Annotated in this window: 16 protein-coding genes; 1 reads left to right on the forward strand and 15 read right to left on the reverse strand. The window is 56.0% G+C overall.

Annotation, left to right across the window (positions count from 1 at the left end):
* The 11 genes from AABZ39_06265 to AABZ39_06315 all read right to left on the reverse strand — a co-directional run.
* Positions 1-892: SIS domain-containing protein (locus AABZ39_06265; GenBank protein MEK6794360.1), on the reverse strand; the 892-nt coding region annotated here is incomplete at its 3' end.
* An 87-nt stretch (positions 893-979) separates the two neighbouring features.
* A complete protein-coding gene (locus AABZ39_06270; GenBank protein MEK6794361.1) occupies positions 980-1,747 on the reverse strand; it encodes a PIG-L deacetylase family protein in 768 nt (255 codons plus the stop codon).
* A gap of 49 nt (positions 1,748-1,796) precedes the next feature.
* Entirely contained in the window at positions 1,797-3,011 is a 1,215-nt protein-coding gene (locus AABZ39_06275) for a diphosphate--fructose-6-phosphate 1-phosphotransferase (protein ID MEK6794362.1), read from the reverse strand.
* 118 nt (positions 3,012-3,129) lie between these two features.
* Positions 3,130-3,771 (reverse strand): carbohydrate-binding family 9-like protein, encoded by a 642-nt coding sequence (locus AABZ39_06280; protein MEK6794363.1) that lies wholly within the window; start codon positions 3,769-3,771, stop codon positions 3,130-3,132.
* Between the two features lie 41 nt (positions 3,772-3,812).
* On the reverse strand, positions 3,813-4,919 hold the full coding sequence (locus tag AABZ39_06285) for an aminoglycoside phosphotransferase family protein (protein ID MEK6794364.1): 1,107 nt from the start codon (positions 4,917-4,919) through the stop codon (positions 3,813-3,815).
* 8 nt (positions 4,920-4,927) lie between these two features.
* Positions 4,928-6,091: a Gfo/Idh/MocA family oxidoreductase gene (locus AABZ39_06290; protein MEK6794365.1), complete on the reverse strand. Its 1,164-nt coding sequence runs from the start codon at positions 6,089-6,091 to the stop codon at positions 4,928-4,930.
* An 18-nt stretch (positions 6,092-6,109) separates the two neighbouring features.
* On the reverse strand, positions 6,110-7,288 hold the full coding sequence (locus AABZ39_06295; GenBank protein MEK6794366.1) for a Gfo/Idh/MocA family oxidoreductase: 1,179 nt from the start codon (positions 7,286-7,288) through the stop codon (positions 6,110-6,112).
* 19 nt (positions 7,289-7,307) lie between these two features.
* A complete protein-coding gene (locus tag AABZ39_06300) occupies positions 7,308-8,702 on the reverse strand; it encodes a family 20 glycosylhydrolase (protein MEK6794367.1) in 1,395 nt (464 codons plus the stop codon).
* A complete protein-coding gene (locus tag AABZ39_06305; GenBank protein ID MEK6794368.1) occupies positions 8,699-9,649 on the reverse strand; it encodes an SDR family NAD(P)-dependent oxidoreductase in 951 nt (316 codons plus the stop codon). The genes AABZ39_06300 and AABZ39_06305 overlap by 4 nt, the downstream gene beginning before the upstream one ends.
* An 86-nt stretch (positions 9,650-9,735) precedes the next feature.
* The gene (locus AABZ39_06310; GenBank protein MEK6794369.1) at positions 9,736-10,593 is read right to left on the reverse strand and encodes an amidohydrolase family protein; all 858 of its coding nucleotides are present in this window, start codon (positions 10,591-10,593) and stop codon (positions 9,736-9,738) included.
* On the reverse strand, positions 10,586-11,680 hold the full coding sequence (locus AABZ39_06315) for a DUF4922 domain-containing protein (protein MEK6794370.1): 1,095 nt from the start codon (positions 11,678-11,680) through the stop codon (positions 10,586-10,588). Before AABZ39_06315 ends, AABZ39_06310 begins: the two co-directional genes overlap by 8 nt.
* Before the next feature lie 117 nt (positions 11,681-11,797).
* On the opposite strand from AABZ39_06315, the gene AABZ39_06320 reads away from it, so the two are divergent.
* Positions 11,798-12,643 (forward strand): PocR ligand-binding domain-containing protein, encoded by an 846-nt coding sequence (locus AABZ39_06320; protein MEK6794371.1) that lies wholly within the window; start codon positions 11,798-11,800, stop codon positions 12,641-12,643.
* A gap of 111 nt (positions 12,644-12,754) precedes the next feature.
* Here AABZ39_06320 and AABZ39_06325 read toward each other — a convergent pair whose 3' ends face one another.
* The 4 genes from AABZ39_06325 to AABZ39_06340 form a co-directional block, all read right to left on the reverse strand.
* On the reverse strand, positions 12,755-14,083 hold the full coding sequence (locus AABZ39_06325; protein MEK6794372.1) for a hypothetical protein: 1,329 nt from the start codon (positions 14,081-14,083) through the stop codon (positions 12,755-12,757).
* A 185-nt stretch (positions 14,084-14,268) separates the two neighbouring features.
* Positions 14,269-14,685 carry a hypothetical protein gene (locus AABZ39_06330; GenBank protein MEK6794373.1) on the reverse strand — a complete coding sequence of 139 codons (417 nt, stop codon included), beginning with the start codon at positions 14,683-14,685 and terminating at the stop codon, positions 14,269-14,271.
* Entirely contained in the window at positions 14,682-15,521 is an 840-nt protein-coding gene (locus tag AABZ39_06335; GenBank protein ID MEK6794374.1) for a sulfite exporter TauE/SafE family protein, read from the reverse strand. The genes AABZ39_06330 and AABZ39_06335 overlap by 4 nt, the downstream gene beginning before the upstream one ends.
* 276 nt (positions 15,522-15,797) lie before the next feature.
* On the reverse strand, positions 15,798-19,117 hold a 3,320-nt coding region (locus AABZ39_06340), incomplete at its 5' end, for a LamG domain-containing protein (protein MEK6794375.1).

Here is a 19,117-nt window from a genome sequence, read left to right on the forward strand (position 1 = left end):
ACTCGCCTCCCTCAGGTATCATCATCGTGGGGAATGATGTCTTACGCGATGCTATCGCGACAACGGACATCCCGACACCCTTGGTGAGACATTGCGCGAATTTCTCTTCCTCATCCGGGAACGGATCGATGATGACGACGACCTCGTTCTTATCCATCACTTCTTCGATGCCGTGTACCGCATACGTGCCCTCAAGATAATCTGATTTCTTGCGCGTTATCTCGTTCGTCTTAAGCCGAAGTTCCTCGGCAACGCCATTATTGCGCCCGGCGAAATACACCGTGCGTGCATTGACCATCGCATCAACAATGGCTTTGTCCACGGGGGCCGTAAGCGCACCACGCACCGCTTCCGCTGCTGCGGCGATATCCTTCATCGCCGTGCCGGACAATGCATGCACCACGCTGTCGATGAAAAGCGCCTGCTCTATGACGCTTTTCGTCGCGGCGACAGCGTCCTCATTCCCGCAGGTAAGCACATGCGTCCTATGCGCTATCGATTCAAGCGGTGTGGCAGCATTCGCGGTCAGCCCGAAGAGCGCCGGATGTCCCGCCGCTTTGAGCTTCGTATAGAGACGAATGAGTTCCTTCGTCTTTCCGGAATTCGACGCACCGAACACGGCGTCCGACGAAAGATCGTATTCAAGCGCCTGTGTTGCGCCGTCGGTAGCCATGGGAAATGCGCCCTTCTTCTGTTTCGCGCGGTACATCGCACGCTTCGCGGGGAAAATGCGGCTCGATCCTTCGCCGGTGAAAAATATGCTTTTCATCTTCTTCGCGCGGTCGGCGTATTCCTTTCCGCATGCGGGGTCGAATCGCTTTACCACATCGGCGGTCTCATACATTTCGCGTGCGAGCGCGTACTTTGTGTATTTGGGATCGGTGAGGTTCATGTGTGCTCCTTGTTTTTTTACTCACCCCTTCCCCTCTCTCACATCCCCGTGAGAGAGGGGAAGGGGCTGGGGGATGGGGTGAGTGTCTTATTTCCTTCTCTTCCTGATAAACTTCTTAAGCTCATTCTGCAGCTGCGGCTCTTTCTGAAAACCGCCGCCCAGATGCTGCCAGAAGCATTCCGCATATTTCGTCCCGGCTGCCTTGCCGAGCGCGATATTGTACTTCTTCATCTCATCGAAAAAGTCCGGCATCTTATGCATGACGCGCATGAGCTCTATCTGCGAATGATGCTCGGCGAGCATTTTCATCTTCGCTTCGATGGTGGATGTTATATCGACGAAGAAATGCGGCTTGGTTATATCATTCCCGAGCGGGTCGGAGAACCCGAGCGGTGCCGTATGATACAAGAGCGGCGTTACCTCGAGCGGCTTTGCCTTACAGGGCACGCTCGGGAGGCTCGCAAGCATGACCGCAGCTTCAGTGATCGACGCTGTCGCACGGTGATCGGCATGATAATCGAACGGCAGATGCGTGAACACGATGCCGGCCTTCTGTTCACGAACGAAATCGGTCACTGCGATGCGCAGTTTCTCGGTGTCGTACAGGTATCCGTCGCGTCCGCCGAAACAGCGGTACGGCGCATCAAGAACAGCCGCCGCTTTCTCCGCTTCCTTCCGGCGCACAGCGATGGTCTTCGCTTCCGACATGCCGATCCCGCCCATGCCTCCCGCTGTCATCGTTGCTATGGCGATGCGATACCCCATATCCTTGAGATGCTTGAGCGTACCGGCTGAGAACGCCTCGGTATCGTCCGGATGCGCATGAATGACAACGATCGATCTATTGAACTGCATATGTTCTCCTTGCTATTATCGGTTCAGGCGGGGTCGCGTGACCCCGCTTTCATTCGTGCCGTTTTATAGCCATTTTCAATTTCAGCTTCACATACTCCGGCAAAACGCCAACGAGCGGTTCGATATACGCTCTGAATTTCGGGCTCACGAAATTTCCGCGGTCATTGAGATAATCCGAGGGCATCGGCTTCGCGTGCACGGCGACCTCTTTCAGGAGCGCTGTCGTGAATTCCATTGAATACTTCTTACCGGGTCTTCGCTGCATCGCGACCATATATCCGCTCACGCCCTTATCGGCAAGCGCCACCGCGCGTTTCCCGCAGGCGGCCGCTTCTTTGACATCCTGCGCTATCGCACGGTCGGCCGCGCACATGATGAGCGATTCGGTTATCTGGAATTCACCGCGCCAGCCGTATGCCTCGCGGAGCATGGCGTGGAGATTAAGACCTACGCTCGCACCGCCCATGGCGCCGAATTCGGTGTTATTAAATTTATCCTTTGTCCGCGAAGCGCTTACCGGTGTGCCGTCGGCATATTTTATTCCTTCACCGCATACGATAGAGACAAAACCGAACTCCTCGACACATGCCTTCGCATCGGCAAGGAATTCCTCGCGGTTGAACGCACGCTCCGGCGTATAAATGAGATGCGGGGGATCGTTCTTCTCTTTTTTGGCGAGCGATGTCGCCGCGGCGAGCCATCCCGCATCGCGGCCGATGGTCTGATATACGGTGAATTTATCAACGCGCTGCATATCATGCGCGAGAAGACCGCCCTGCATCACCGAAAGGATATTGTAATGCGCAGCGGATGCATACCCCGGCGTATGATCGGTGCCGAAGAGATCGTTGTCGACGGTCTTGGGTATCCCGATGCCGCAGAGCTCATAGCCGTTCTTCCGGCAATGCTGTTCCACGCGATTGATCGTATCCATCGTATCATTCCCGCCGATGAGGAAGAAGAACCTGATATTGTACTTCTTGAGCACTTCCATGATTCGCGGGAAATCCTCGTCCTTCACTTTATGTCTTGATGATCCGAGCGATGACGACGGCGTATGCAGAAGCCCCGATACGATCGCTTTCGGCTGCGCGGAGAGATCGATGAGCCGCTCCTGCATGAACCCCTCGATGCCGAAATTCATACCGTACAGTTTTTTGATGTTCTTCGCCTTCGCTACGGCCTCGATGACGCCGGCAAGTGATGCATTGATGACCGATGTCGGTCCGCCGGACTGTCCGACTATCGCATTGCCTTGTATCATTCATTGTCTCCTTTGTTGATAATCATTTTTTACCCCCTCTCCCCTTCTCAGAGGCGTGCGCCTTTGGCGCAGCCCGGCGGCAATAGCCGCTACGGGGGAGAGGGTCGGGGTGAGGGGGTCATACGAATTCTATTTCGCCGAAATATTCCGGCGTGTGATAATCGGGCTCCGGTGTCCCCACCGGATTCCACGTGATGTAATGGGGTGCCGTCATCTCATCGCCGCACTTGTAGAAATTCGCGGTAAACGTCTTCCCGCGGACGTCGGTAACTCTTGGCGACTCCATTATCTCGAACGGAATGACCGCGGCAAGTTCCCACGATACACGTCCGGCGCGCAGGTTGAAGGGACGTTTGCCGAGCGTCGAGACAACATCGATTTTTTTTTCGATGACATCGGGCTTTATCATGCGCCGATGCGCGCGGTCGTACCCGACAGCCATGAAACAGGCGCCGATGCAGTTGAATTCGATATTGTAATAATCCTTCCTGTCCGGTGAAACGAAGAATTCAACGCAGCTGTCGCGGCATACCGGCTGGCTCGGATGGCTGTAGAGCGCAAGCACTTCGTCCTCGCTCACGCGGAACTTGATATAGAATGCGTCATCGCCGTAGGCAAGCGTGAAATTCACCGCGGGCTTCAAAGGGAATTCCTTCCACGCGACGGAATCGAGCGGTGTACGCGGAAGGGAATCGAGCGCACGCATGACCTTCTTGACCGGCATGCGCTTTGTGGTCAAGCGGGGAACAGATAATTTCATCTATGGGCCTCTCTTTTTACCAGACAGCGTCATTACTATATTCACTTCGAACATTTCTCTACTATCCTCTTCATATCGGCGAACTGGCGTTCCATGCTCGCAAGGAGCTTGAACTGCGCGCGCGCACGATCGATATTATGTTCGGGATGATGTATCTTGAAATAATTATCGCCGTCGAGATAATCGGTAAGGAAACGCAGCCCGATGATGTACGGCATGAGCTTCGCCGACAGCGCGAGATGTTCTATCTCCGCGGGCACGAGGAAGGCGCGTGTCTCTTCGAGAAAGCCCTTCGCGTACGCCTCAAATATCGCGATATTCATTTCCACCTTCGAAAGGTCCTTTTCGTCCTCGGCGGCCGTATTCGTCGCCGTGCGCATGGAATCCCCGAAATCATAGTGTACGTGCCCCGGCATCACGGTATCAAGATCGATGACGCAGAGCCCTTTGTCATTCATATCGAGAAGCACATTGTTGAATTTCGTATCGTTGTGCGTCACTCGCGTGGGAATGGCGCCTTCTCGGCCGAGGCGGAGTATCGTGTTCATCTCTACTGCGCGCGAGCGCACGCCGTCTATCTCTTTACCGACCGATGCCGCACGCTTTTTCACGTCCGCTTTCAGTTTTTCCTCGAACACGGAAAGCCGCCATTCGATGTTGTGGAAGTCCTTTATCGTTTCGAAAAGCGGTTCGCCGGGGATATCGGCGAGCATGCGCTGAAAACTGCCGAACATCTTCCCGCCTTCATACGCCTGCGCGGGGGTCTTTACGATGTCGTAGCTCTGTGTATCATCGATGAATAGATAGATGCGCCAGAAATTCCCCGCGCCGTCGACGGCATACGGTTTTCCGTCAGATGCAGGGATGAGCGTGAGCGTCTGCCTGTCGGGGTTCCCGCCGGATGCCTTGATCTTGGCACCGACATGGCTTGTTACCCGCTCGATATTATCCATAAGCTTGGGGACATTCTTGAACACCACGTGATTGACGCGCTGGAGTATATAGTCGGGAGCGGTTTCTTCCTTCGTTGTCACAAGGAATGTCTCGTTGATATGCCCCGAGCCGTACGGTGCCGCGCCCGCAAGCGTACCGGATATCCTGAAATTCCTGATCACCGAAGGCAGATCATGCGATGTTGCATTCGCCATTTACTTCCTCACAGATTATCAAAGTAGCTGATCATATCTTTTTTCACCGGCGGTACGATCTGCGGCTTCCCGCCTGCGCGAAGCGACATTGTTGCAAGATACCCGGCCGCTACGCTGTAACGCGCCGCCACCGCCGATGCATAGGTCTTCCCGCCGTCACGCACGAAGCGCACGAATTCCTCGACGATGCGCGGGTCGGCACCGCCATGTCCCTCGCTCTCATGCGTCACCGGGTATTCGATATCGCCCTTCTCGCGATAGGGTCCGCGTTTGTTCCAGAGCCGTATCACGCAATGCTCGCCGTGATCGCCGAAATTCTCGATGCGCCCCTCGGTGCCGATGAACACATAATTGCGCCACGGCTCCGGCGTGTAATGACATTGCTGATACGACGCCATGATGCCGTTCTCCAGTTCCATGAGCATCATCGTCTGATCTTCCACATCGATGACAGGGCTCATCTTCTTCTGCGCAAGCGGCGGCCAGTTGGCATCATGCCATGATCTCACACCCGGCTCATCCGCCGTGCGTCGTTCGCATTTGTCGTACACGGAAAGCGCACCGAGCGCGGTAACGCGCTTTGAGTAGGCGCCGCATATCCAATGTATCACATCGATGTCATGCGCGCCTTTCTGGAGCAAGAGTCCCGTGGCATATTTCCGTTCCGAATGCCAGTCCTTGAAATACGCATCGCCGCCGTAGTTGATGAAATGCCGGCACCATGCAGTGGTCACGCGTCCGATGGCGCCGCTGTCGACTATCTCCTTCATCTTGCGGACGAAAGCCATATAGCGCATATTATGGCCGACGAAAAGCTTTGTCTTATGCTTCATTGCCGTTGACAGAAGACGGTCGCATCCCCTGAGCGTTATCGCAAGCGGCTTCTCGCAGTATACTGCCTTGCCGGCAGCGAGCGCAGCCACGCCCTGCTCCTCATGCATGAAATCCGGTGAGGTGACGAATACCGCATCGATATCCTTCCGCTTGAGAAGCTCGCGATAATCCTTCGTGACGAACGTATCCGCGCCGAATTTCTGTTTGAACTCATCGAGCGGTTTGTCGGCAACGTCCGCCGCGGCGACAAGACGCACCCCGTTCTCCGGGTTATGCGCATGATGCGAGATGTGCCCGCGCCCGCCCGCACCGATGACACCGAGTCGTATTTCTTTCATTCCCATGCTCCTCTGTTTTCAGTACACTTTCCCGGCAATGGAAGCCGGAAGCGCCGGTATATCGAGCGGCATCGACTTGCCGCGAAGCGATTCCGTCGCTTTCACACCGACGGCAACGCTCATGCGTCCCGCGAGCGGCGTCGATATCGGTTTTTTTCCGTCGAGTATCATATCGATGAAGTCGCGGCATATGACCGGGTCCGCGCCGCCATGTCCGCCCTCCGCCGGGCGTATGTCGTGGACCTCATCGCTCGTGATGTTCTTCCCGCGTTTGGAGCGCTTTCGGTATTTGACGACGACCTTGGAATGATCGTCAAGGTTCTCCATGCGGCCTTCGGTGCCGATGAAGACATAGTTCCTGAAATAATCCGGCGTGAAATGGCACTGCGTGTACATCGCCTGAATGCCGCCATCCAGTTCCATCATCACCGTGCTCACATCCTCGACATTCGATTCCTTGCGGAACACACATTGATCCATGGTGTTCCCGCCTTTATCGCGATAGTGATATTCGACACAAGTATCCTTTTCAGCGCATGCGGGACATCTCAGATCATTGGGCTTATCACCCCCGTAATACATCTGCGCGCCCATGCCCACGACGCGCTTCGTGTATTTCCCGGTTATCCAGTGTATCATATCGATGTCATGCGATGCCTTCTGCAGGAGCAGGCCCGTCGAATTCTTCTTATCGGCATGCCAGTCGTGATAGTACCAGTCGCCGCCGTAGCCGACGAAGTGGCGCACCCACACGGCCTTGAGCTCACCGATGGCGCCGCTGTCGGCGATGTCCTTCATCGCGCGGAATATGTTCATGTAGCGCATATTGAAACCGACCATGAACTGCCTGCCCGACTTCTGCCATGCCTCAAGCATTCCGTCGCACTGTTCAATGGTGATGCCGAGCGGTTTCTCAGAGTACACATGCTTGCCCGCGGCGAAAGCCGCCGTCACTTGTTCGGCGTGCATATGGTCGGGGCTTGCGACGACAACGGCATCGATATCGCGGCTTAAGAGATCGGCGACGCTCTTTGTCGCGTACGCATCGGGCATCTTCTTCTTGAACATATCGATGGCATTATCGCTCACATCCATGCCGGCGACGACACGGCTTCTCCCCTCGGGATCGTTCATATGCTCAACGAACGTCGCCCCGCGGCCTGCGACACCGATGACACCGACTTTTATCGTTTTCATATACTGTCCTTTATCCCTTTCATTTCATCACGGCTGAAATTGCCGCACGTTCATCACGAAGCGGTTCGATACGTTCATTGAGATAGCGATCGAGCCAGAGATCCGGTATGAGACCGATGAACGCTTCCTTGAACTCCGGCACTATCGACTCCAGATGCTTCACGTGGTTCGCAAGGTGCGTCAGATGCATACCCGCGTGATAGCTGTCGGCTCTGCGCACATCATCTTTCGCGCAGACAATGTATCCGCGGAGTATACGAACGTTCTCCCAGCCGGCCATGCGCTGTGAGGCCAGTCTTGAAAGTATATCGCGGCATGCGGTAAAGCGCTCGAATTCCCCTGCCTTTTTGAGCACGGCTGCTGCCGCTGTATCGCGATCCTTCGGCGTATGCCCTTCGTATGGTATCATCGCACCGAGCACGAACGCATCAAGCGCACCGTCGATCGGCGACACCTGCATCTGATTCGTGCTGTAGCGGCTCCACGCCGTCATGATAATGCCCTTCATGTTATATTCGCGTGCGACCTCGGTCCACGCCTGCATATTGGACACGCGTCGTTCGATATCCGGCAAGTCCTTGTCAAGTCCGTCACCGCCCTTGTATGCGCTCCCCGCCCACATGGCGACACCGTGCTTTTTGAAACGTTTGATATGCTCCACGGCGAAATGATGTTTCGTCTTCCGCGGGTCTTCTCCGTATCCCCATACGCAGAGATCAGCCTTGTTCCGTATCGCGTCAAGTGCACTGTCCTCCCAATGCGTCATCATATCATGCCACAGTATCGGTCGGATATTTTTTGCACTGAGCATATCGAGTATCGGCTCGACATGATGCATATAGAGAGCGCCCTTGCCGTGCTTCTCGATATACGCCTTCGTATCCGGATGCGTCCCGAACGTCCACGCCTCCTCGCCGCCGAGATGGAAGTATTTCACATCCGGCATGAGCGTAAGGACATCGTTCACCATACGCTCGATGAGTTCGCGCGCGCCCTTCGCCAGCGGATTGATGACATCGTTGTACGCAGGCACTTCACGCAGATGCACATACTCCGGCCATCTGAGCACGGTCTCCATATGGCCGAGGCATTGCACGAGGGGAATGATCTCTATGGACAATTCCTTTGCCTTCGATATGAATGCCTTCACTTCCGCGGGGGTATATGCTGTCTCGCAGCGGAAGCGTTCATCGACCATCCACGGGAACATATCTTCCCATTCGACCAGGATCGCGTTGTATTTCGCGGCGGCGCAGAGATCAAGGAATGACAAAAGGCGCTCGGGCGTCGGCGGTACGCCCTTGAGGTCGAGATGCACCGCCCGTATGCCGATGACGGGTTTTGCCGCCTGGAATATCTTCCCCGCGGGTGTTCTTGCTGCTTTCTTTACCGTGCGTTTCGATGACTTCTTCATTTGATATTCCCTTTTCCCATGCGCTTCACAAAATATTCCACGGTCGCTGCAAGTCCGGTGTCAAGATCGGTCGTCTGCTTGAAACCGAGCGTATGGACTATCTTCGTATTGTCCGCCATGGAATGCCTGATATCGCCCGGACGTTCCGGCAGATGCACCACCTTCGACTTCGATCCCGTAATGGCGATGATCTTCTTCGCAAGATCATTGATCGTGATCTTCTTCCCCCACGCGACATTGAACACATCGCCGCCTTTGGCCGCCGCAAGGAGATTCCCCTGCACGATGTCCTTCACATAGATGAAATCGCGCGTCTGCTCGCCGTCGCCGAAGACGGTGATATCCTCGTTGGCTATCGCTTTTGCGACGAAGATGGGGATGGCCGCCGCATACTGCGACTTCGGGTCCTGCCGCGGGCCGAACACATTGAAGTAGCGCAGCGCCGTGGCGTTGATGCCGTGTCCGGCGCGGTACATCTGGAAATAGTATTCCCCGTCGAGCTTGGTCACCGCATAGGGCGATTTCGGCTCCGGTATCATCTGTTCTTTCTTCGGCACGGTCGGATTATCGCCGTAAATGGCCGCGGACGATGAGAGCACGATGTTCGCCACGCCGGCCTTACGCACCGCCTCGAGCACATGGAGCGTGCCGATGGTGTTGATGCGCACGTATTGCGCTTTCATCGCCATCGATTCGGGAACGCTGATGAGCGCGGCGAGATGGAACACAGAATCGACGCCGGCAAAAAGCTTCGCCATCTTCTTTTCATCCATGATATCGCCCTGCACGAAACGCACGCCGTACGCCCTCATGAACGGTTCGATGTTCGCCTTGTATCCCGAATGCAGATCATCGTATACGATGACCTTGTCGCCGCGTTTCGCCGCTTCTTCGACGATGTGGCTCCCGATGAACCCCGCACCGCCCGTTACCACAATATTCGCCATGACCGCTCCTGTTCAAATGTCATTATCGAGGGCGGGTCGTCCCTCGGCTCCGCTCGGGAACCGTGTGACCCCGCTTGCATATCCGCCTAGCGATTCCTCTCATCGATACCGATAAATCTCAACAGATTGTTCCCGTTGATATTGCGCGTTGCTTCTTTCGGTAATTTCAACTTCCGATATATCGCGCTGTCGCGTTTCAGTATACCCTTCGCCGCAGCGCTGTCGTACGATGCCGTGCTGCAGTCGGTGCCGAAAAGCACATTCCCCGTCACCGCATAACCGACCGTGAACAGTTTCGTAAGCGCTTCCTCGCGATAGATGGCAGGCGTTCCCGGCGTCGTATCGATGAACATCTCGGCTGTGGCCTCCTCTCTCTTTGCATGCGCATGCCGGAATTTGCCGTACACGGCAATGCATTCATCACACCACGGCCAGCTGATATGCGCGAGGGCAAATCGAAGGCGCGGGATCTCGAGCAATGATTCGAAGCGTACGGGGCGATTGTATCCACTGGAAGGCTCGCCGTCCCAGAGTATGCCGGAATGGAACAGTATCGGCTTCTCGTTCGCCGCTATCTCTCGGAACGTCGCCATGGCCCGCGTATCGTCGGGATAGAATTTATTGCAGATGACCTTAAATCCCTTCACGCCGCGGCGTACGGCTCGCGCGACCTCGCGCTTTGCACCTGATGCAATGGGGTCTATCCAGTAGAACGGGAAAACAGTACCGTTGCCGTCCATCCAGGTGAAAAGCATATCAAGACGTTCATCCGCAGAGCGCGGGTACCTCCCGCCGATGGCCCGTTCATCCGTGAGCGAACGGAACGACGGCGGCGGGAGCGACATGACGATACCACCGGCGATACCGGCTGCTGCCAGCGCCGCGCGAAACTGCGCGGCGCTGTTCGTCTGCGGGACGGTGCTGTGGATGTGGCAATCAAGCATGCACGCCGGCCTTGATCGTATCGAAGAGCACCCCGTAACCGCTCCTCTTGACCGGGTTATTCCCGTCGATGATCGCCTTTATCACCGTGAGCCCTTCTTCCTCAATGAGCCGCCATTTCTCCGCAGCATCATCGCCTTTCGGCACCGGATAAATGCCCTCGCCTGCAACCTCGATGATGCCGACGCCCTCGCTCTTTATCTTCACAAGGTCGGAAGGCGTTCGATGATCGGGATTACGGAAGATGATGTGGCATTCGTAGGCATTACGGAATTTCCGTACGGTAATATTGCAGGTGTTCTTCCCCGGCACCTGCTTCTTCCAGGCATCGATGATGCGGCTGGAGATATCGATGAAGCTTTCGCGGCTTTGTGTCGTCACCCGGCACACGGCGATCGGGAAATTGATGAGCGCAACATCGGCAGAGGCGCCGTTCTCCCTATGCGTAAGGGAATATTCCGGTATCGTATGCGCTTCCATAACGGGGAGCGAGAGGGCATCGAATATCTGATAATGATGATGCACGCGCACGGACGCGCCCGCCCATTCTATCTCGCTGTTGGAACAGCCGGTGTACCCCGGTGTGTCGTCTACGAAGGCAACGAGGTCCTCGACGCTCTGCCGGTCCATGATCATCGGCGTCTTCTCCATGCTGATGAGGACGAAATGCTTTTTGAAGAGGGGGAACGGGGTGAGCTGCATGAAGAATTCGCGGCCGTTCAGGGGAAAGCGGAACACCCGGAGCGTCTCCTTGCCGGGCAGACCGATGTTCTCATAGCAGATGGGACAATGGAGCTTCGGGACGTTCGCACCCGTCATCGGCGCCGGGGAATAGTTATCGCGTGCATAATTTATCTGCGTGCGGAACGTAACACCCGTTGCACTGTCATGGAAACCATAGCGCTTATTGTCCTCAAGCTTGCCGCGTGTGATATAGCCGACCGCAAGCTCCCATTCGAAGAGCCGCTCAAGCGCTGCACGCATCCCTTCGCGCCGGTACACCTCGGAGAGATAGACCTGCATCTCCTCCTGCGGCATTTCAGGATTATAGGAGAGGAAGCGCTCGGTAAGCCGATGCACGGTGTCCATGGCAGTCCTTTGTCTCGTTCAAGTCGCTATACTATACATTCGAATCGTATACGGGGGAATGGACGAAGATGGAAAATGCATAGACTTTTCTGCATCATATTATATAATTAATCCAGTATGAAAAAAGCCATTGAGATCATACTGAAAAAAGAAGTGCAGGACGTACTCGACTATTTCGCCTCCTGCTTCAACATCAAGATAACGTTCTTTTCCTACGACGGAGAGGAGCTTACCGTCGGCATGCAGAACCCGGGCGCGGAATACTGCCGGCTTGTCCAGGACAAGCTTGCGCGGCTCTCGTTCTGCCAGCGTATGGACCAGGAAAAGTGCGCCGAATGCGCGCGCACGAAGCAGATGGCCGTCTATCAATGCCATGCGGGGCTCACCGAAGCCGTCCTGCCGGTGCATGTCGAGAGTCAGCTCGTCGGCTTCATCATGATAGGCCAATTCCGTGTAGCCGAGGATATTCCGACGCATATCAGAACGCTCTGGCGGCGATCGTTCGGGAGCTCATCGGAACTGAAGAGCGCCTTCTTTTCCCTGCCGTATATTCCCCAGAAGAACCTTACCAACATACTCGGTCTTTTCTCCGTCATCGTGCGCTACATCGTATCGAATAACATGGTATCGCTTAAGGGAAATCTCCTTGTCGAGAAAGTGCTTGAGCACATCAAGGGGAACATCGAACGCTCGATAGCGCTTGCCGAGATAGAGACGCTTACCGGAAAAAGCGCATCGACGATATCGCATCTGTTCAAAAAAACGACGGGAAAAAGCTTCAAGGAAGTGATACTCGAGATGAAACTGACGCGGGCGGACGAATATTTCCGCGCCATGCCGTCGAGTACGGTGCGTGAAGTTGCCAAGCGATTGGGCTTCGAAGACCCGTTCTATTTTTCACGGATATACAAGAAGTATAAACACATGACGCCGAGCGCGTCGCTCAAAGCGAATCGCGTGTAACGCGACACACTCACCCCATCCCCCGGCCCCTTCCCCTCTCTCACAGGGACGTGAGAGAGGGAAGGGGTGCCGCGTATTCCGCGGCGGGGATGGGTGAGTGTGCGTCGGCTCTTACCGCTTGAGCGGCGAGAACTCCCGCATCATCACGCCGGTCGCCAATATCTCAAGTATCTTGTACGTCCCGAATTTCCGCGCCTTGAGGAAGCCGTCCCATGCCGCTTCGGCGAGACGCCCTTCATTGAGAAGATCGAAGAGCCATTCATTGGTATAGCGCGGATCGTTCTGATCGTACCCCGCCTGTATCTCATGTATCCAGCGGCGATTGTATTCCTCATGCGAACCGATGGGATCGGCGATGACGATGGGAAGCCCGAGACCGCAGTAGAACGAAAGCTCGGAGGGTTTTGTCCAGAGCACATCCGTCGTGCGCAGGGCCTGATTGAATTTCGGGAAATACTCATCGTGCGTCTTCCCGTACACGATGTTCACGCCGTGCGAGCTCCCCTTGAATTCCGCCTCGACGAAGCGGGTGAAAAGTTCGAAGACGTCCTTGCGCACACCGGCGACAAGATTCAGGCGCACACCGCCCGTTGTGAGCCGCTGCTTGAGCGAGCGCGCAACCGCCATGCCCGTTTCCGTCTGCGCACCGGCGCCGCCGACGGCGAAGGTTATCGTGAACGGGAATTTCGGCTTTCTCGTGCAGTTCTCCTTGCCGAGGAAATGAACGACGTTCTTGCCGTGCAGCGGCCAGAAGCGATCGTTGGGGTCGAGCACGCGAAGCCTCTCGGCGACATCCTGCCGGAGAATATCGAGCGAACGGTCGCCGATGAGCTCGAGCGGAAAGGGAAAGCCGGTGAGGAAAAGCCGTTCATCGGGAACGCCGTATTCCTTGATGCGCCGCAATGCCATGCCGCAGGGCAGAAGATAATTGATGCGGCTTTTCTTCGGGTCTTCCGCCACCCAGGCGCGGTTGATGTCCGCATCGCAGATGATGCAGTAGATGCGCGAATAATTCGCCATGTCGGCGGCGAGCGCCGGCGCATAGAACGACGTGATGAGCGGTATCGGCTTGGTATGGATGCGCGTAAGAAGGTCTTTGCAGAGCCCCCGCCTGACAAGCGATTTTATTATCTTCACCTGGAACGACGGATGCGAAAGATCGCGAAGCGGATAGAGCGGCGGGATATAGAGGAGGGCATCGAGTATCTTATGGAGGGTTTTCCCTATCAGGGGCACCATACGTATGCGGGAAAGTATCTCATACCCGCTTTGCAGCCGCTTCCACAGCCGTGCTTCCTTTCCGGGGGTTGCGGGGTCATAGCCGACCGTAATGATGCCCTCTTCGGCTATCTGTTTGAGCGGGTACGCCGCACGCAGATGGCCAAGCCCCATGTTCGCGGTGACAAGCCATGCGCGCGTATCGCCGTTCTGCTTTTTCATCGGTGCACACCTCGGAAGTCGATTTAAATGCGTGCGCCAAGCGTGACACAAGGAGGTGTCAGCTGGCGGCGGCCATGCGTGGCGCAAGGATGCGCCAGCTAGCGGCGGCCATGGATGGCCTTGCCGCTACGGATTGTATTAAATCAATGGAAAAACGCAAGCGGCTTTCCCGATCATATTCCCCATCAATGACCCGCCTGCAGTACGCCGGAGGCCGCAAGTACAAGAACGATGATCTCCGCAAGTGCGATACAGACATACACATGATCTTTCACCCGCAGGAGCGGCGGAATTATCCGAAGATAACAGATAAAGGTCACCGATGTCATGAACGCGATCCCGATGAACGGAAAGTGATCGCCGTAAGTAAGCGACCGTATCCAGCCCCATCCCGTCGGCGCACCGGTGCTCTTCTGGAACTCATGGAGCGAAAGCCCCCAGTATCCCGCCAGTGCGGACGGGGGAATGCGGGATGGCACAATGCCAAGCAGGTAGATGAGAAATGAGATGACAAGGAGTACCATGCCGATGCGAACTGCCGTATCAAGGACTTCCGCGAAACCGTGCTCGGCCGCCGATAATGTCACGCTTTTCACTTTCATATCCCGATCCCCTTGAGCATGGAGCGCACACCCGCCGCGATGAGCATGACAATGACGATGCCGCGTACGACCTTCGCGTTCACCTTCGGCAATAAGTAAGCGCCCACCTTGGCCCCGAGCATCATACCGATGATGGACGGCACCGCAAGCATAGGCAATATAGCCCCGCGGTTCAGATACACCCACGCCGCCGTCGTATCGGTTATCGACAGGATGAACATGCTGGTCCCGACGGCGACCTTGAGCGGCGCTCCCATGATGAGGTTCAGTACCGGTACATTCGCCCAGCCGGCACCAAGCCCGAACATGCCGGCAAGGAATCCGATGAGTACGAAGAGTAGAAAACCCCGGCGCGTGCGATGCACCGTCCATTCCACAGTACGCTCTTCCGCATGTTCATGATAAGACGAGCCGATACTCAGTATCTTCGTCAGGGGATTTCCTTTCTTCACATCCGGATATTCCGAACGTTTCGTTACGATCATTATCATGGCGATGCCGAATATTGATATGCCGAGCGCAAGCTGCACGACATTCCCCGGCAATGCAAGCCCGACGATAGCGCCCGCTATCGAAGAAACCGATGCAATGAGCGCTGCAGGCAATGCCAGTCTGAAATTCGCGAGCCCCTTGCGAATGAGCGAAGGACTTGCCGACAGCGCCCCGGCAAGTGCGACTAACAGCCCCGCACCGCGTACAAAGTCGATATGGAACGGGAAAAAGCTCGTCACCATCGGAACGAAAAGCACACCGCCGCCGACACCGCCGAGCACGGCGACTATACCGAGGAGGAATGTAAAGACAAAAAGAATGATAGGCCAGCCCCACCACGGCATGACGAAAGCGGCACCGGGCGCAGCGGCGCATAACGGCACAGCGCAGACCGCCAACGCACATGGAAAGAAGATGGATCGAAATGTACGACGCTTCACGTGTGTGTCCGTTCGTATGCGGAGGATATTAACCTATACAACGAGGAACGGAAAACGTCAAGTATCGCAGGGCAGTGTGAAAATAGAGAACAGCGGGTTGCAACCCGCTGTTTCGTTATTCATATGGGATAGTGCGTTTTTGTGACAATCTCGCAGGAGACGATTTTGCGTACCATCCTTTCATCGCAGCATGAAGAGATACGTCCCCCCGACGGGCAGATCGAGCGTATGCGTAAGCGAGGATGCGCTCTTCCTCGTCCCCGGCGCACATTCCACGAGCGATGAGGGTCGTTTCAGCCGCACCGTCACGGGACCGGCGGCAAGCGGATGGAGCATGATCAGGTCCTCGAGCGCTTCGCACACTACACCGGGATCGGTGAGCCGCCAGGCCTTCGCCTGTTTCGCGAGCGCTGCTATCATATCCCTCGAAAGTATGCGTGTGCCGATGAATACGCTCGTATGATCGCCATTATCCTTTACCGCAAATCCCGCATGCGCGTCATCCGCATACGCGGACAGCACGACGGCTTTCGGGTCGACCACAGCAAGCGTATGCTCTTCCTTCCGTATCCGCTCCCGTGACGGCCCGAAAAGCGACGACGCGTTCAATTCGTTCGGGCCTCCCGCCGCAAGCACGAACCCCGCCGAACCGCTCAGCACGCGGGCGACGACGATATTCCTGCCGCGGCGAAGCGTAACCTTGAACGAGTACGCCCGCACCGTATAATCGACGCGTTCATTGCCTTTCTCAAGCGTATCGAACACCGGCTTGCCGTTCACCCACCACTGCATCCACCAGTCGGCACCGGCGCCAAAACGCACTTCCTGGTCCTTTGTGCTCTCAACCTCGAAGAACACGTACCCGGCGCGCTCCGCTTTCATCGGGCCGCCGAACTGTGTCTGCAGATCGATAAGAGAACCCTTGGTAGTCACACGGCGGGCCTCGGCATGCACGCCGCCGAGCGAAAGGGATGAGGGTATGCTCGAAAGGACATCGAGCGCGGGCGTCGGCGTGGACTTTTCGAACGGACCGAACACCGAACATTCGGAGGGCCATGTCACCGAACTGTCATCCGCACCGTCGGACTTTTTCTCCCAATCCACCAACGGATGCTTCTCATTAATGCTGAATGAGGGCGAAGGTGCGTCCTTAAGACGGGCGAGTGTAATGCCTACCGCTCTGTTCACCGTATCCATCGATGTGAATGACTGCTCATATCCTGTGTCCCTGAGGAACACCACGGTAGCGGCGTCGGATTTTATCTTCTCTATTGCCGCGACAAGGCGTGTATCAAGGTTCATGAGGTTCTGCATGATATACATTTTCGCCTTGGGCACTTTCCCTTCGCGCAGGTCCTCGGCATAATACATGCCGTAGGGCACGCCGGACGCGAGCAGTTCATTGTTCTGTGTCGTATGCCACTCGCCGTTAAGGGATACGCCCTGCTTCAGATAGTCGACCGCTTTCTCGTCATAGATCACCGCGACTTCCGCTACGGGCTTTTGCGGGGAGGGTTTTTTCACCGTCTTCGACATGTCGACGAGGAATTTCATCTCCGCGATTATGGTCGGATCGGCATATGCCGACGGCTGACCGAACACGTGATCCCAGAACGCACCGGCGTTCACCGTCCAAAGATGCGCATACTCACGGCGCCACATCGCGCGGAGCGTATCGATGTCCTTCGCCCATCCCTGCACATTCGCATCATGAACGATGCCGGCGCCGATCTCCGTTCGCGAGGACGGCTTCTGCATCCATGTGGGGTGATCGAGGTCCAGGAGAAAAAGCTTGCCGTTGACCGCATGCGATGAGAGCTGCGCATTGATGCCGCCGTAATTGGGCGGCGTACGCTGGCTGTAGGTCGGCTGATGGAACAGGAAATCGATGTTCGGATCGCGGAGGAACTCCTCCGTCGTCGTCGTATCGCGTCTGCCGCCGCTCATGCCCGAGCAGATACCCACGACGGCGGGCCGCGGAGAGGCGCTCTTAAGCACTTTGGCAAAGTGGCTGATGAGCTCCTGCCTTCCGCTCGTGATGAAACGTTTCCAATCCATGGCACGGCGTTCCTTCGTGGGATCATGGAAGAATTCAGTCCCTTGCAGTTCATTGAACTTCGGCGGATCGAAGGTGACCGCATCGGCATTCACGTTCCACGCGGACGCAAGCGCCTCCTTCGAACCGTATTTCTTCTTAAGCCATGCTTTCCACGCCTTCTTCGCCGCGGGGGAATAATCCGACCACATGCCGGGTTTCAGAAGGAAGCTGTTCGGCGCATTCCAGTGATACATCTGATAGTCGACACCGCCGCCGATGATATACCCCGCGACAGCTCGTCCAGGCGCGATCTTCTCGACATCGCGGACAAAATTCGAAAGCATGTCGGAAGTCCCGTCCCGGAACGATCCGGAGAAGAACGACCATACCGACCGCTCGGCGCTTCCCTTCCCCGAAACTTTTATGTCTTTACTGTATCCATTGAAGTGTGAGCTTCCATACCCGTATTCGCCGTTCTCGTTCTGCACCAGCTCATCGGGATACTCGGTCGGCCATTCCGGATAGACGTCGATGATAAGCCAGAACATTATCTTCGCGTTGGGGTTCGACCGAAGCGGGCGGTAGAGGAGCTGTTCAAGCCCCGAGGGATCGTACTGCCCTTTGCCTGTCCAATACGGTGCATTATAATTGGTGGCCGATGGTGATATTTTGAGGGAGCCAAGAGCGATATTCACCTGCAGATTAATTATTTCCATGCCCGCATCGAAATATGGCGCGAGGAATACTTTCGACATGCCGTGTCCCCACCACACATCGCCGCCGACGAACGGCACCGGCGTATTGTTGAAGAGGAGCGCGGGGAGCCCTTCGGGCGACTTCCCGAGAGCGGCCGATATCGGTGTCATCGATGCGGCACGCGCACGCAAAGCGTCGCTTACCGGCGGGACTATCTCTATCATAGGCTCGAACCATGCCGGCTGGTCCGATCTGCCGACCGCGCCATACCGCGGGTCTGCAACAGGTCCCATCGACGCAGAAAGCGCATCGTAGACGGCACGCACATCAGCGGACGACAATGCGCGTTTATAGATGCGCACTTCATCAACGGCACCGCTGAACCAGTAGCCGAAGGACGGACTTGCCGGATTCGCGCAGCCGATGAAAAGATCCTCGCCGTAGCGGAAATGTTCACCGTCCAGGATTTTCTCACCCATTGCCTCGCCGTCGACATAGAGCATTATCTTCCCTGATGCTTTATCGAACACGCCGGCGATATGATGCCATGTCCCGGGCTCATATTCCTTTGTCGATGTAACGGAGAACGCTTTTCTGTCCGTATTGAACGTCTCAAAATAGAATCGCTTCGCCGGGGAGTACCCGATATCATTATGGAACCCGGTCCTCCCGCAGATGGCCCCCATCGATTTCTGGCCGCTTGGCTTCGCCCATGCCGAGAACGTATAGCTTTCAAGCCGCGGCTTAAGCTTCGTATGCGCAAGCG

The organism is Spirochaetota bacterium (genome assembly GCA_038043445.1).
Classification (GTDB): Bacteria; Spirochaetota; Brachyspiria; order Brachyspirales; family JACRPF01; genus JBBTBY01.

What these genes read in the sequence shown, in the direction of transcription:
- AABZ39_06285 (MEK6794364.1), bottom strand. Translation starts at nt 4,919, where the DNA reads ATGGCGAATGCAACATCGCATGATCTGCCTTCGGTGATCAGGAATTTC.
- AABZ39_06300 (MEK6794367.1), bottom strand. Translation starts at nt 8,702, where the DNA reads ATGAAGAAGTCATCGAAACGCACGGTAAAGAAAGCAGCAAGAACACCC.
- AABZ39_06280 (MEK6794363.1), bottom strand. Translation starts at nt 3,771, where the DNA reads ATGAAATTATCTGTTCCCCGCTTGACCACAAAGCGCATGCCGGTCAAG.
- AABZ39_06295 (MEK6794366.1), bottom strand. Translation starts at nt 7,288, where the DNA reads ATGAAAACGATAAAAGTCGGTGTCATCGGTGTCGCAGGCCGCGGGGCG.
- AABZ39_06290 (MEK6794365.1), bottom strand. Translation starts at nt 6,091, where the DNA reads ATGAAAGAAATACGACTCGGTGTCATCGGTGCGGGCGGGCGCGGGCAC.
- AABZ39_06275 (MEK6794362.1), bottom strand. Translation starts at nt 3,011, where the DNA reads ATGATACAAGGCAATGCGATAGTCGGACAGTCCGGCGGACCGACATCG.
- AABZ39_06310 (MEK6794369.1), bottom strand. Translation starts at nt 10,593, where the DNA reads ATGCTTGATTGCCACATCCACAGCACCGTCCCGCAGACGAACAGCGCC.
- AABZ39_06335 (MEK6794374.1), bottom strand. Translation starts at nt 15,521, where the DNA reads ATGCCGTGGTGGGGCTGGCCTATCATTCTTTTTGTCTTTACATTCCTC.
- AABZ39_06330 (MEK6794373.1), bottom strand. Translation starts at nt 14,685, where the DNA reads ATGAAAGTGAAAAGCGTGACATTATCGGCGGCCGAGCACGGTTTCGCG.
- AABZ39_06315 (MEK6794370.1), bottom strand. Translation starts at nt 11,680, where the DNA reads ATGGACACCGTGCATCGGCTTACCGAGCGCTTCCTCTCCTATAATCCT.
- AABZ39_06305 (MEK6794368.1), bottom strand. Translation starts at nt 9,649, where the DNA reads ATGGCGAATATTGTGGTAACGGGCGGTGCGGGGTTCATCGGGAGCCAC.
- AABZ39_06325 (MEK6794372.1), bottom strand. Translation starts at nt 14,083, where the DNA reads ATGAAAAAGCAGAACGGCGATACGCGCGCATGGCTTGTCACCGCGAAC.
- AABZ39_06270 (MEK6794361.1), bottom strand. Translation starts at nt 1,747, where the DNA reads ATGCAGTTCAATAGATCGATCGTTGTCATTCATGCGCATCCGGACGAT.
- AABZ39_06320 (MEK6794371.1), top strand. Translation starts at nt 11,798, where the DNA reads ATGAAAAAAGCCATTGAGATCATACTGAAAAAAGAAGTGCAGGACGTA.